The organism is Fusobacterium sp. (genome assembly GCF_029258315.1).
Taxonomy (GTDB): Bacteria; Fusobacteriota; Fusobacteriia; order Fusobacteriales; family Fusobacteriaceae; genus Fusobacterium_B.
In genome coordinates, this window is the sequence record NZ_JARHZE010000085.1 from 1 (window position 1) to 14,576 (window position 14,576).

Consider the following 14,576-nt stretch of genomic DNA (forward strand, 5'->3'; position numbering starts at 1 on the left):
CCCACAAGGTTTATATCTTTAGGAGATACTTTTTCAATATTAAAATTAACTTTCCCTTCTCCAACTTCATTTAAAACTCCATCTATATAATCTCCATAAGAATATCCATAGGAGATTGGATTTTTAAATGTATAGTTTCTATATTTTTCAAAATTAATATTTTTTTCTTTTATATTAAGTTCTACATTATATTTAAGATTATCTGCATCAGCACCAAAAAGATACTTGGATTTAATATCCATATTTAAACTATTTTCATTATTTAAATCAATTTTTTCTGGTAATTTAGTTTCAACTTTTATTTTGTATGGAACTATTGTTTCTATAGATATATCTTTTATAAATTTTTCACTTCCAACTTCTAATTCTATTTTCCAAATACCTGTTTCAGATTCAAGATCAGTATTAAAACTATATTTATAAAATCCATCTTTTCCGTCTGTTATTATCTGATTTTCTATAACTCTTTTTCCTACTGGATTATATACATTTATTTTTACAGGGTGATTATCTGGAAATTTTTCTTTTATATTTCTAACTATCATAGATACATTTATTGTATCTCCAGGTCTATAAACTCCTCTATCTGTATAGATAAAACTTTTTATTTCTCCAATGTTAAAACTTCCATCTACCTCAAATCCATCATAAGAAAGTTTTGAATCATTAAATTTTAAAATTGATTTCTCATCTTCTGATTCAATAAGGGCATACATTATATCCTTATTATTTCTAAATTTCACCTCTCCATTTTCATCTGTTTTTCCCTCTTGAGTAACTTGATTATTAAAAGAGATCAATTTAACAGTTGCATCCTTTATAGGAGAATTTTTTAAAATATCCATAGCTATTATATTTGTATTTTCTTTTTCTTTTTGAGCTATCACACCGATATTTGATAGTAATATAGCCTTTCCTATCTTTCCATTACGATCTATTAAATTTTGTCTTTCCCATCTATCTTTATCCTTTGGAAAAGTATAGTCTATTCCTTTCTCATCAAAAGTTACTTCTACTAAGAATAGCCCTTTTTTATCTACAAAATTATCTAAATCTATCTCATTTTGTTGCCAAACATTTTTTTCTATATTTAACTCATAGTCTTTGTTAAAAACGGTATCTCCTACCTTATAAAAATTTTCATCTACGCCATAGTCAAAAACATTTCCGTTCCCCTTAAAAATAAATTCCTGTAAAAATTGAGTAAAGTTATTTTCATATATCTTTTTTATTTTTACATTAACTTTTTTTACATTTATTGATTTAAAAGCTATCTTTTTATTATTTGAACTTGGCAATATTATCCCATCATTTGAAAAAACTAATTTAGGTTCTTTTTCATTAAAATTAATAACCTTTTTTATATCTTCCTTTAGGATACTTCCTTTTATATCCTTTATTCCTTTTAAAATTTCTAGATTATATTTTTCACCTATTTTAAAATCTCCAACTATTATTAATCTTGATCTATCTTTTAAGATCTTGTAATTAACATTTGGACTTATATTTATAAACCCATCTATATTTTCATCTTTTAATTTTTCTGTAAATTCTATTTCTATTTTAGGATTATTCTCAGAGTTTGTTGTAACTCCTACCACACCTAACTCTTTTATTTGTTTTATTTCTTTTGATATCTTTTTCCCCTCATTTACCTCTTCCATCTTTATGCCTGGATTTTCTGTTATCTTTTTATTTTTCGCTTCATTTTCTTTGTTGCAACCTAACATCATAAACAAAAATATAAGACACAGTAGTTTTTTCATTTACTCCCCCCTTTTAATAACCTTTTTTCTTAATACTTTTATACCTCATAAAACTAATTTTTACAAATTATTTTTTCTATCCAATTTTCAATATCTCTGAAAACTTCATCTCTATTTATTTCATTATGAAGTTCATGCCTTGCGTCTTTATAAAGTTTAAAAGCTATATTTTTAAAATCCATCTTTTCATAAAATTTTTTTAGATCCTTTACACCTTTTCCATAAAGTCCAACTGGATCCATACTTCCTGAAATTATAAATATAGGTTTTCCTTTTAAAATATTATCAAATTTATCCTCATCATATAGTCTGTTTAAAAATATAAAAAACTCTTTGTAAAAACTACTGCTATAAGTAAACCCACAATTTTTATCTTGAGAATATTTTTTTACCTCATCTATATCACGAGACAACCAAGAATTTTCATTAAGATAATATTCTTTTTTTATTTTTCCATTGGAATTTAAAAATATCATTTTTCTTATAATATTAGCCCTTTTATTTTTATAAATTCTATCTAAAAGATAACTTAATTTTTCCCCAAAACTCCATAGAAACTTTTGTTTATAGCAAGAGCCACAAAAAATATATCCATCTACAAGACTTCCACATCTTTTCATATGCTCTTGAGCTATAAAAGAACCCATACTATGTCCAAAAATAATAAAAGGAAGATTTTTATACTTTTTCTTTAATTCTTTGGTAAAATTTATTTGATTTTCTATCATATCATTGAAATCATTTTTAAAAATCCCTATTTCTTCCTTATTTCTAACATTTTCTCCGTGATGAATATGATCTAATATCTCTACTTTCCAACCAGATTTTTCAAAATACTTAATAAAATGAATATATCTTTTTTTATATTCACACATCCCATGAATTATTTGAATTATCCCTTTTATATTTTTCTCCATAATAGTTCTCCTTTATTCTCAGTACTATTTTTTTATAAAATTAATAAAAATAAAAAAACCTACTCATATGAGTAGGCTTAAAAACTATTTATTTTTAATTATCCAAGGATTTGTACGTTTGCAGCTTGAGGTCCTTTTTGTCCTTCTTTAACTTCGAAAGATACTTGTTGACCTTCTTCTAAAGTTTTGAATCCTTCTTTTTTGATTTCAGAGTAGTGAACGAATAAATCTTTTCCTTCTTCAGAAGTGATGAATCCGAATCCTTTCTCAGCGTTAAACCATTTAACTGTTCCTTTGTTCATTAGTGATACCTCCATAAAATACTTTTGCATAGAACTTAAAAAGACTAGTTTAGAAACTTCAGTATTTTATTCAGATACCCCTATTTCACAATCTGTACTTCAATAATCTCTACTGCATGATTAATTATACTCTATTTAAGCTATTTTGTCAAGTTTATTTTTGTTTTCAACCTTCCATTGGGCTACTATTTTTCTAGATTTTTCAACTATTTCTTCCACTGAGTTGCCCTCTGGTTTTACCTCTCCTAGCACCTCTAATTTTATTTTTGCAGGTTTTGGTATCACACTTCCAAATGGCATAGACTCGTAAGCTCCATCTATTCCTAAAACTGTTACAGGAATATTTAATTCTTTTGATAAAATTGCAAAGAATTTTTTAAACTCTTGTAATTGTCCATCTCTTGTTCTTGCTCCCTCTGGAAAAATTACCAAATTTTTATTTTCTCTAAGAACTTCAGCTGAAATTTGTAGAGACTCTTTTAGATTGTCATTTATATCCATTAAGATAATGTTTCCATTTCTTGCCATAAAATTTAAGAATGGATTTTGGAAATGTTTTTTAATAGCAAAATAATAAGTTTTCTTTAACATATCCCCTTTAAATAATCTTTGAACAGCAAAAGCATCTATAAAACTTTCATGGTTACAAATAATTATTCTTGGTTCACTTGATAATTTTTCAACCCCTTTTACTTTTAATCCTAAATATAATTTTAAAACAGGAGCAAAAAACATCTTAGTAAACCAAATCATACTTGAAGATGGTAATTTATAATCTATTGATTCTTTTAAAATTTCAGACCAATTTATTTTTTCTAAGTGATATTCACTACTATTTTTTCTAATATATTCGCAAATATCTCTTATAATTTTTAAATCTACTACCTCTTCCTCTTTTACTTTAAATCCAAATGTTTTTTCTATAAAAGAATTCAATTGAATTATATCTAGTGAATCCAATCCTAAATCAATTTCAATATGTGAATCTGGATAAATATTTTCTCCCTTTTCCTCTTTTATATAATTTGCTAAAGTTTTAAACTCTCTTGTTTGACACTCTGGATCCTCTTTTACATCTTTTTTATTTTCCTCTGTTTTGTTATCAAGATTAGCCAATACATCTTTTAACATAAAACGTCTTAGTTTTCCCAATTTTGTTTTTGGAAGTTCATCTTTTACTATTTTTATTTCAAGAACCTTTCTATAAGCTGGTGCTTTTATATTATACGAGTCTATTATCTCCCATTTTAATGTCTCTGTAATATTAACTATATTTCTCTCTTTCATAAGTTGAAAATCTGGATAAACTAAAGCTAATAAGTGATTATTATATTCCATTACAGCTATCTCTTTTATTAAGTCACTACCTTTTGCAATCTCATTTTCAATATCTGATGGATTTATATTTTTACCATTTGATAAAACTATCATCTCTTTTTTTCTTCCTATTATACTTATATACCCATTCTCTATTTTTCCTAAATCTCCAGTATGAAACCACCCCTCACTATCTTTTACCTCTCTAGTGGCCTCTGGATTATTATAATATTCCTTAAGAACATTTCTTCCTCTTGCTAAAAGTTCTCCATCTTCTGCTATCTTTACTTCTACCCCTGGAATAGTTTTTCCAACAGTTCCAATATGAACATCATCTGGTCTATTGAAAGCTATTATAGGAGATGTTTCTGTAAGTCCATAACCTTCAAGAACTTTTATTCCCAATCCTCTAAAGTCTTCCATTATATTTGCATCTAGTTTGGCTCCTCCAGAAACTAAATATCTGATATGTCCACCTAAAGCATCATGAACTTTTTTAAAAACAACCTTACTGATTTTTGGATTATCTATACTTTTACAAGTTTTAAATAAAAATGAGGCAATCTTACTTTTAGAAATTTTTTCCATAAGCCCTTTATGAATCATTTCCCAAAGTCTTGGAACTCCAACCACAATTGTTATTTTGTATTTTTGTAAAGCTCCTAAAATTGCACTTGCTGAAAGCTCATCTATTAAAACTATCAAAGTTCCTATATGGATAGCCATTAAAAGATTTATAGAAAGTGGTAACACATGATGATATGGAAGTAAGGCTAATACTCTATCCTTTGGTGTTGCCATTTTTATCTCAACTATTGCATCGACATTTGACATTAGGTTATCAAAAGTAAGAACTACCCCTTTTGGTTTTCCTGTTGTTCCTGAAGTATATAATAGTACTCCTGTTTCTTCCGGTTCTGGAGAATAGATAACATATTCATCAACTGGAAAATCTTTTGAGAAAACTAAATCATCACAGTTTATTATCCTAATATCTTTTTTAACCATCTCAACAGCCTCTTTGGCTATTTTTAAATTTTTATTAGATGTCATAATTATTTTAGGATCTGCATTTGTCAATATATATGCTAACTCCTCTGTATCATAACCTGCATCTATGTTAACAGGAATACCTTTACTATTCCAAATCCCAAAAAAACTACATATAAATTCTGGCCTGTTTTCCATGAAGTTTACAACTCTATCTCCAGGATTTATATTTAATATTGAAGAAATATATTTTGAATTTCTTATTAAATCTTTATAAGTATACTCTTGTCCCTTATAAAATACAGCTTCTTTATTGAAATCTGTAACAAATTTTGTTGCCATATTTTTTCTCCCTCCAACTACTATAAGTTATCTATCATCTCTTCTAACTCTTTTTTGTCCTCACTAGTTAAATCTATTCCTCTTTTTAGCTTCATCAATATCTCAGAATCCTGTCCCGACATACTTCTTTCTAAAATTTTTATTATCAGTTTCACATAAAAATTCATTTTTCCTCCTAGTAAATTATATTATATAGTAAATTGAAAGATAATTAAATAAGCTTCCAAAAATTACAAATATGTGCCAAATAACATGATTATATTTCAAATGATTATTCACATAAAATATTGTTCCTAAGGTGTAAGTAATCCCACCAAAAACTAGAAAACCAAATGACAGTCCACTTAATGATGATTTTACATCTTTTATCACAAATACTATCATCCACCCCATAATCAAATAAAGCAAGGTTGATAAAATTTCAAATTTTCCAGTAAAAAATAATTTATAAACAGTTCCAAATAAAGTGCAACCCCATTGAATAAAAAAAACTATCCATTTAATTTTTCCGTCTAAAATTGTAAAGATATATGGAGTGTATGAGGCTGATATTAAGATGAAAATCCCAATATGATCAAACTTTCTAAACAGTCTCTTAAGTTTTTTATTTATAAGAAAATGATATGTACCTGACATAGTATAAAGAAAGATAAGTGCTATACCAAATATTACACAACTTATAACATACTCTGTTTTTCCAATTTTTAAAGAATGAGCTAATAATAAAATAAAACCTATAATTGAAAGAACAGCACCTAAATAATGAGTTATTGCATTTAGAATTTCTTCTTTACTTCTTTTCATAAAATACCCCCTATCATTCCCCCCTTATAAATATTGTAACACAATTTATATTTTTTTTATAATTTTTATTTATTTTTTACAATTTTTTTATAAATATTTTCAAATTAAAGATATTTAGATTAATTTTAGAATTTTATAATAAACTCAAGGAGGTTTTTATTTATATGGAAAAAGAGATATTTTTAAAAAATAGATCTTATAGAACTTTTACAGACGACAAAATATCAAAGGCAGAACTTTTAATGATGATTGAAAATGCCAGACTCGCAGCAAGTGCTAGAAATTCACAAAATATTAGATATGCTCTTGTTGAAAATGATTCCACTTGTGAGAAAATCTTTCCTTTAACTAAGTGGGCTGGACTTCTAAAATGGAATCCTAGTTTAGAGGAATCCCCTGTTGCTTATATTGTTATGTGTCTTCCCAATGATAAAAATTTAAATATGAATATAAATTATTTTGATATGGGAGTTGCAGCTCAAAATATTTTACTCACTGCTGTAACTTTAGGGTATGGTGGTTGTATTCTTGGAGCTTTTGATAAAAAAGCTGTCCATGATCTTTTAAATCTTCCATCAAATTATAATTGCGAAATATTGATAGCTCTTGGAAAACCACTTGAAATCTCAACTGTGGTTGAGGCAGTAGAGGGAAATATTGATTATTATAGAGATGTCGAAAAAAGACATAACTTTGTACCAAAAATTCCTTTAAATGAATTGATATTTTAATTGATTTAGCTGGTAAAATATTTTTACCAGCTAATTTTTATATCTATATTTTTTATGATATAATGTAAATAAAATATATTTTCACTGGAGGTATTATGCTAGAAAAACATATTGTAGAAAAAATTATAGATATAGCTCTTTCAACTGGAGGAGATTTTGCAGAAGTTTTTGTTGAGAAAAAAAATTCATCTAATCTTTTTATGATAGATGGTAAAATAGAATCCTCTATATCTGGAAGAGATTTTGGAGTTGGAATCAGAATTTTTAAAGGAGTTTTTTCTGTCTATGGTTATACAAATGATGTGACAGAGGAAAATCTTATAGAAACAACTAAAAAAATAGCCAAAAGTATCGAGGGAACTAAAGAGGATATCACTATAAATCTTATTAAACAAGATATTGAAAATATAAATAAAATAAAAATTTTTCCAGAGAGTATAAAAAAGTCTGAAAAAATTGATTTGATGAGAATAGCTAGTCATAGTGCAAAAAATTATGATCCACTTATATCTCAAACTAGAGTTTCTTTAGGAGATGTTAAGCAAAATATCCTTATTGCAAATAGTGAGGGACTTTGGGTTACAGATGAAAGAGTTCGTGGAAGAATCTCTATTGAAAGTATTGCAAGTGATGGAAACGATATGCAAACTGGTAGAGTAAGTCCTGGAGCATCTGCTGGATTTGAATTTTTTAAATCTTTAGATATTGAAAATGAAGCTCGTGAAGCCTCAAGAATAGCCAAGACAATGCTTTTTGCTAATTATTCCCCAAGTGGTAAATTTCCTGTTGTAATTAATAATAAATTTGGTGGAGTTATATTCCACGAAGCTTGTGGTCATGGACTAGAAGCATCTAGTGTAGCAAAAGGAAATTCTATTTTTGCAGGAAAAGTTGGAGAGCTAATTGCCAGTCCTTTAGTTAGTGCTGTTGATGATGGTACTATTCCTAATGAATGGGGTAGTTTAACAATTGATGATGAGGGACATAAAACTCAAAGAAATCTACTTATTGAAAATGGAATTTTAAAAGGATATTTAGTTGATAAATTAAATGGTAGAAGAATGGGAATGGAATCAACTGGTAGCGGTAGAAGGGAATCGTATAAGTACGCTCCTACTTCTCGTATGACAAATACTTTTATTTTAAATGGAAATTCATCCTTTGAAGAGATAATAAAAAATACTGAGTATGGTATATTTGCAAAAAATATGGGTGGAGGTTCTGTAAATCCTACTACTGGAGATTTTAACTTCGCTGTTATGGAAGGATATATTATTAAAAATGGAGAAATTAAAGAACCTATAAGAGGAGCTACCCTTATTGGAAATGGTGGAGAGGTTCTTAAAAAAATTGATATGGTAGGGGATAATCTTGGTTATGGACAAGGTATGTGTGGTTCATCTTCTGGAAGTATCCCTACAAATGTTGGACAACCTGTTTTAAGAGTCAGTGAAATAACTGTTGGTGGTAGAAAATAAAAATTAGGAGAGTATTTTTACTCTCCTAAAACATATTTTTTTATACTTTTTACAACTCCAGCCTCGTTATTATTTCCACCATTATAATTTGCTATTTTTTTCAATTCTGGATGTGCATTATCCATGGCAAAACTATACTCAGCCTGTTTTAAAAGTTCATAATCATTTAAATAATCACCAAAAACCATAGTTTCAGATCTTCCTATTCCCAATTTATTTTGTAAACTTTCAAGAGCTATCCCTTTATTGATATTTTTATCAGTTATATCCATCCAAATTTCTCCAGAAACAGACACCTTAAATTTATCATAGTAATCCTTATAACCCTTGTATGAATTTTCTTCAGCCCCTACTAAATCACAGATTGTAATTTTCAAAGCTTCATCATCTACCTTTGTTAAGTCTTCAACTATTTCAAATTTTGTATAATATTTTTCAACCTCTTTTATAAGTTCTGGATTGCCATCTTCTAAATAAGCCTTCTTTTTCCCACAAAAAATTAAATTTGCTGTTGGAAGTGCTCTTCCTATCTTTAAAAGTTCAATAGCATCTTCTCTCTTTAGAGGTTTAGAATACAACTCTTTTTCATCTTCCATTATAATAGCTCCATTTTCCGCTAAGACTATTATATTTTTATCCAACCTTTCAAAATTTTTAATAATATTAAAATATTGTCTTCCACTTGCCACTACAAATTTTATACCTAGATCTGTTATTTTTTTATGAACTTCCCAAAAACTTTCATCTATTTTTTTCTCATCATTAAGAAGTGTTCCATCCATATCAGTTACTATTAATTTTATCATTTTTCTCCTAATAATATTTTTTTATCTCACCAATTAAAGAATATAAAATTTCACCAGTTATTCCCCAGATAACCTCTCCATCATAATTATAAAAATATACCTTTCTTTCTCTTCCCCAAGGTTTATGATATTTCTCTGGAAGATTTAACTCTTTCGCTGGAAATATTTTTACTTCATCACCAATTTTATATTCAGGTACATTTTCAACCATAACATTTTTTATAACAACCTCATTCTCTAAAAAATAATCTAAGGGAACTAAAAAAACTTTTTCAACTTCATCTGGATTTGCTTTTATTTCCTCCATAGAAAAATTTTCTATATAACCTATTTGAACATCTATTAACTGTCCCGTTGGCATAACAATCTTTCCATAGTGTCTTATCTTTTGAATTCTATCTTTTGCTATTCCAATCTCTTCAAAAGTTTCTCTTAAGGCTGTTTCTATACAATTTTCATTTTTTTCAGTTCTTCCACCGGGAAAAGATACCTCTCCCCCTTGGGTTATATTTTTGGCTCTCTTTTCAAAAAGTATACTTACTTTTCCATCCTTTTCACAAAATAGAGCAAGAACAGAATATTTTTTATCCTTTTCTTTTCCGATTATTCTTTCTTCTTCCTCTCTTTTATCTAAAAAATTACATAAAATATTATTCAAAAGATTTCACCTCTTTTATACTATTAAATCTCCCACTTCCATATTTAAATATTCTATTAAATCTTTAGGAGACATCTCTATTTGGAGTCCTCTCATACCACCACTAAAAATTATAGTTTCATAATCTAAAGCTGATTTATGGATAAAACTTTGATGTTTTTTCTTTATTCCTACTGGCGAACAACCACCTCTTACATATCCTGTATATGCTGTTAAATCTTTTAGAGGTAACATTTCTACCTTTTTACATCCCGCTAACTTTGCTAATTTTTTTAAATCTATATTATCTCCTCCAGGGATACAAACAATTAATAATTCTTTTTTTTCATTTAACAAAGATAGTGTTTTAAAAATTTGATTAAGATCAAGTCCTGTTTCTAAAGCTACATGAATAGCACTTAAATCATTTTCATCTACCTTATATTCTCTTAAAGAATATTTTATTTTGTGTTGATCTAACTCTCTAACTGCATTTGTTTTTTTCATTTAATTTTTTCCTTTCATTAATTATTCTAGTGTATAATTTAAAAAATTCTGTCACCACAACAAACCCTAAAATAATTGCCATAGATACTATAAAAGTTTCAGCTCCTTTATTTGCTGCTCTTGTATATTCACCATTGAATAAATATAGCATTGTATAATAAGCTCCCCCTCCTGGTACAAGAGGTGTAAATGTAGGAATTAGTGCTGATGTCACTGGTGTTTTTAATATTCTTGCTATCATCTCAGAACCAAAGGTCACAGCTACCCCAGCCCAAAAGAATCCCACACCAATACTAAATCCTAACTTTGTTAAAATAATATAAACTAGCCAACCTAATCCACCAACAACTGATGATGAAATAGCTATTTTTCCTCTAACATTAAATATCAAACAAAACCCGTAAGTTACCATTGAAGCATATATAAATTGACTTACCATTAATATACTGTTCCTCCAATCATAGAATATAAATTTATTACAATCCCTGCTCCTATTGCAAGTGAAGTAGCTATCATTAACCCTTCCATTACTCTTGAACTTCCTGCTATCAAATCTCCCGCAACAAAGTCCCTTATTCCATTGACAAATACAAGTCCTGGTACAAGGTTCATCAAACAAGCAATTATTATTGTTGATGGTTTTTCTGTGTATCCAAAATAATTTCCAATACAAGCTATACTTGTACAGACTATACTTCCAACTAAGTTTACTATTACACCATTCATACCTATTTTTCCAACATAATAAGTCGCTATCCCTGCTACAAATCCAGCTATTCCACCTATGATGGCCTCATTTATTCCACCACCAAATAAAAGTCCAATAAATATTGATACAAAAATAAAACCAATCATATATCTATACAACTCATTATAAAAATTTTTATCTATTTTTTTCATCTTTTCATAAAATTCATCAAAAGTATATTGATCTATCTGTCTTATCAATTTATTTGCCTTATGAACCTTATTCAAGTTCCAACTTCTCTCTGTTATCCTTGAAACCAATGAATGATACTGAGAATCTTTTCCCTTTATAGAAACAACTATACAAGTTATGGTTACAAAAGTTTCTATCTCATATCCATAATGGCGTCCTACTCTACAAATGACGTCCTCTGCTCTATATACCTCTCCACCATTTTGAAGAATTAACTTCCCTGTATAAGCAGTTAATTCTAATATCTCGCTTTCTAGTCTGTTTTCCATTTTTTTTTCTTTCATATAATTATTTACTCCCAAATATCTTTTTTATAGGAAAATTATAACAAATATTTCAATATTTATCTAGTTCTTATTGTGTATTTTTAGCATTTTTATTGATTTTTTTTATTAAAAATAATTTTTTTATTATATTGACTAATAATTTTTTTTTAAGTATAATATATAAAAATATTTAAAAAGCAGGTGAATGGCTAATAATTACCCATACTTGCTTTTTTATTTTGATAATTTTAAGGAGTGATTATGAAACTATTATCTTTATTTTCTTTTAATAAAAATTTTATTAAAAGTTTACTGCTTTTAGCCCTGCCCTTGATAGGACAAAATCTTATTACCTCTTCACTAAATCTTTTAGATAATATTATGATAGGACATTTAGGAAAAAATTCCATTGCAGCCGTTGGTTTAGCCAATCAATACTATCTAGTATTCTTTTTAACTACTTCTGCTGTTTGTGTTGGTGGTAGTGTTCTTCTATCACAATTTTGGGGAAAAAAAGAAATTTATAATATAAAAAAATTTGCTGGTATTTCCCTTGCAGTTTCAACTGTATTTGCAGTATTTTTTTCTTCTCTGGCTCTTTTTTTTCCGGAGTTTATTATAAAACTTTTCACTGCTAATGAGGAAGTAGTTAAAATAGGGGCCTCTTATTTAAGAGCTGTTGCACCTAGTTATATATTTACATATCTTTCTTTTAACTTCTGTGCTGCCTTAAGAAGTACTGGGCAAACTTCAATTCCAATGCAAGGAAGTCTTGTTGGTTTTTTATTTAATGGTATTTTAAATTATATTTTTATATTTGGAAAATTTGGAATAGGACCTCTTGGAGTTGTAGGTGCTGCTTTAGGAACAACTTTTGCTAGACTTATAGAACTTTCTTTCTTATTTTTTATGACTTATGTAAAAAATAATATTATAAAAGCTAGTTTTAGAGAACTATTTTCATTTGATAGATATGATTTTAAGCTTTTTTTAACTACAACTTCTCCAGTTGTCACTAATGATTTTATCTGGGTAGCTGGAACAACTGCCTATTCAAAAGCATATGCTATTATTGGAACTGATGCTATTACCACTATGCAGATAGCTGGTATAACAAATAATCTTTTCTTTATTTTTGGTATTGGACTTGGAGTTGCTAGTTCTATTATGATTGGACACAGTATTGGAGAGGGAGATTCAATAGATGCTATTTATGAAAAAGGATTAAAAATGTGTTCTTTCTCAATTTTAGTAGGAATTTTTATAGGAATTACATTCTTTTTCACAGCTCCATTTATTAATTCATACTTTAAAGTTTCACCTGAGATAAAAAGAGATACCTTACTTGTATTAAAAGTTATGGCTTTTATTCTTCCTATAAGATTTTTAGGTATGAGCTACATCATTGGAACATTTAGAGGTGGAGGAGACGTTTTATATGCTACTTTAACAGAATTTATCTCAATGTGGTTTATAGCTATTCCTATTGGATTTATAGCTGTTATATTCTTTGATGTAAATATAGTTTTACTATATTGTTTTATTTGTTTAGAAGAAATTTCAAAAATCATAATTGCTTTCCCTAGATTTAGATCAAGAAAATGGATTAAAGCTTTAGTTTAATATCAATAAATTTAAAGAAAGTAATTTTTATTTATTAGTTATATGATTAAAAAAAGTTATAAATCAGTAGACAAAACTACCAATTTATAACTTTTTTCTATTTGATTATTTATTTTTAATTTCTTTTTTTAGAGAAAATTCTTAATAGATATAGAAATAGATTTATAAAATCTAGATAAAGTGTTAAAGCACCTAGTATTCCTAATTTTTGAATAGTCTCTTCATCTCCATCAGATATTTCATAAGCTAAATTTTTTATCTTATTTACATCGTAAGCTGTCAAAGCTGAAAATAATACAACACCAAATATTGTTATCATCCAATAAACTGCTGGAGCTTTTAAGAAAATATTTAGTAAACTAACAATTATTATACTTATTAATCCTGTTTTTAAATAACTTGAATAATTACTTAAATCCTCTTTTGTTGTATATCCATATATCGCTGTTACACCAAACATTATAATAGTTGTAACTAAAGTATAACCTATTACAAATACATCTCCTATTGCTAATCCTATCAATGAAAATACAAAACCATTTAGTATAGAATAAACAAAGAATAATAATTTTGACATTCCTGTAGACATTTTAGATATTCTAGCAGATAAAAACATTACAACTACAAACTCTAAAATTATTATTGCATAATATGATTTAGCTATTAAATTAATTAATCCTGGATTAAAAAATACCATATATACTGGCACTAAGAAAGTTACCAATAATCCCATTATCATATAAAGGAATGATGATCTTAATAGTTTGTTTGAACTTCCTTCTAAATATCTTTGTTCGTTTTCTAACTCTTCTAACCTCATAATAGAACCTCCTTGTTAAATATATTACTTAGACTACCTAATCATTTTAAAAGTTTATTTTCTTTTCAAACTAAATTAATAAAATATTTTAATTCTATATATTAAAATACTTATAAAACTTTACTTCATTCATTTTTATATAAATATTTACTAACATTTTTTTTAAATCTTTTTTCTTTATATATAATTTTGTATATAACTTTTAACTTTTTTACAAAAAATTAAAAAGTTGGCAAGTTCCTATCCTCCCAGAGGGCTGCCCCCCAAGTACTTTCAGCGTTTATGAGCTTAACTTCTAGGTTCGGTATGTTACTAGGTGTACCCTCATAG

The 14,576-nt window shown here is 27.5% G+C and carries 15 protein-coding genes and 1 rRNA gene; 3 read left to right on the forward strand and 13 right to left on the reverse strand.

What is annotated here, in order from left to right:
- From Q1J48_RS06140 to trhA, 6 genes are all read right to left on the reverse strand, one after another.
- Positions 1-1,766: MG2 domain-containing protein (locus Q1J48_RS06140; protein ID WP_300362016.1), on the reverse strand; the 1,766-nt coding region annotated here is incomplete at its 3' end.
- A gap of 53 nt (positions 1,767-1,819) precedes the next feature.
- Positions 1,820-2,683, reverse strand: a complete 864-nt coding sequence (locus tag Q1J48_RS06145; RefSeq protein WP_300362019.1) for an alpha/beta fold hydrolase — start codon at positions 2,681-2,683, stop codon at positions 1,820-1,822.
- A 98-nt stretch (positions 2,684-2,781) separates the two neighbouring features.
- Positions 2,782-2,985 (reverse strand): cold-shock protein, encoded by a 204-nt coding sequence (locus Q1J48_RS06150; protein WP_300329445.1) that lies wholly within the window; start codon positions 2,983-2,985, stop codon positions 2,782-2,784.
- Between the two features lie 135 nt (positions 2,986-3,120).
- The gene (locus Q1J48_RS06155) at positions 3,121-5,634 is read right to left on the reverse strand and encodes an AMP-binding protein (RefSeq protein WP_300362022.1); all 2,514 of its coding nucleotides are present in this window, start codon (positions 5,632-5,634) and stop codon (positions 3,121-3,123) included.
- Between the two features lie 20 nt (positions 5,635-5,654).
- Positions 5,655-5,801 carry a hypothetical protein gene (locus Q1J48_RS06160; protein ID WP_300329439.1) on the reverse strand — a complete coding sequence of 49 codons (147 nt, stop codon included), beginning with the start codon at positions 5,799-5,801 and terminating at the stop codon, positions 5,655-5,657.
- Positions 5,802-5,817: 16 nt separating this feature from the next.
- Positions 5,818-6,438: a PAQR family membrane homeostasis protein TrhA gene (trhA, locus tag Q1J48_RS06165; RefSeq protein ID WP_300329436.1), complete on the reverse strand. Its 621-nt coding sequence runs from the start codon at positions 6,436-6,438 to the stop codon at positions 5,818-5,820.
- Positions 6,439-6,602: 164 nt separating this feature from the next.
- Between trhA and Q1J48_RS06170 the strand changes: the two genes are divergently transcribed.
- The gene (locus Q1J48_RS06170) at positions 6,603-7,169 is read left to right on the forward strand and encodes a nitroreductase family protein (protein ID WP_300329433.1); all 567 of its coding nucleotides are present in this window, start codon (positions 6,603-6,605) and stop codon (positions 7,167-7,169) included.
- Between the two features lie 95 nt (positions 7,170-7,264).
- Positions 7,265-8,647: a TldD/PmbA family protein gene (locus Q1J48_RS06175; protein ID WP_300329430.1), complete on the forward strand. Its 1,383-nt coding sequence runs from the start codon at positions 7,265-7,267 to the stop codon at positions 8,645-8,647.
- A 17-nt stretch (positions 8,648-8,664) separates the two neighbouring features.
- Here Q1J48_RS06175 and Q1J48_RS06180 read toward each other — a convergent pair whose 3' ends face one another.
- Genes Q1J48_RS06180 through Q1J48_RS06200 form a run of 5 tightly spaced genes read right to left on the reverse strand, consistent with a single transcriptional unit; the run spans position 8,665 to position 11,821 of the window.
- Positions 8,665-9,453 carry an HAD family hydrolase gene (locus Q1J48_RS06180; RefSeq protein WP_300362025.1) on the reverse strand — a complete coding sequence of 263 codons (789 nt, stop codon included), beginning with the start codon at positions 9,451-9,453 and terminating at the stop codon, positions 8,665-8,667.
- A gap of 7 nt (positions 9,454-9,460) precedes the next feature.
- The gene (locus tag Q1J48_RS06185; protein ID WP_300362028.1) at positions 9,461-10,111 is read right to left on the reverse strand and encodes an NUDIX hydrolase; all 651 of its coding nucleotides are present in this window, start codon (positions 10,109-10,111) and stop codon (positions 9,461-9,463) included.
- 15 nt (positions 10,112-10,126) lie between these two features.
- Complete coding sequence (gene ybaK / locus Q1J48_RS06190; protein WP_300329423.1) at positions 10,127-10,597, reverse strand: Cys-tRNA(Pro) deacylase; 471 nt, start codon at positions 10,595-10,597, stop codon at positions 10,127-10,129.
- Entirely contained in the window at positions 10,575-11,036 is a 462-nt protein-coding gene (locus Q1J48_RS06195; protein WP_300362031.1) for a threonine/serine exporter family protein, read from the reverse strand. The genes ybaK and Q1J48_RS06195 overlap by 23 nt, the downstream gene beginning before the upstream one ends.
- A complete protein-coding gene (locus Q1J48_RS06200; protein WP_300345253.1) occupies positions 11,036-11,821 on the reverse strand; it encodes a threonine/serine exporter family protein in 786 nt (261 codons plus the stop codon). Before Q1J48_RS06200 ends, Q1J48_RS06195 begins: the two co-directional genes overlap by 1 nt.
- A 243-nt stretch (positions 11,822-12,064) precedes the next feature.
- Here Q1J48_RS06200 and Q1J48_RS06205 point away from each other — a divergent pair, with 243 nt between their 5' ends.
- Complete coding sequence (locus tag Q1J48_RS06205; protein WP_300362035.1) at positions 12,065-13,426, forward strand: MATE family efflux transporter; 1,362 nt, start codon at positions 12,065-12,067, stop codon at positions 13,424-13,426.
- 115 nt (positions 13,427-13,541) lie between these two features.
- Here the strand turns inward: Q1J48_RS06205 and Q1J48_RS06210 are convergent, their stop codons facing one another.
- Positions 13,542-14,246 carry a Bax inhibitor-1/YccA family protein gene (locus Q1J48_RS06210; RefSeq protein WP_300362037.1) on the reverse strand — a complete coding sequence of 235 codons (705 nt, stop codon included), beginning with the start codon at positions 14,244-14,246 and terminating at the stop codon, positions 13,542-13,544.
- 227 nt (positions 14,247-14,473) lie between these two features.
- A 5S ribosomal RNA gene (gene rrf / locus Q1J48_RS06215) occupies positions 14,474-14,576 on the reverse strand; the annotation flags it as partial.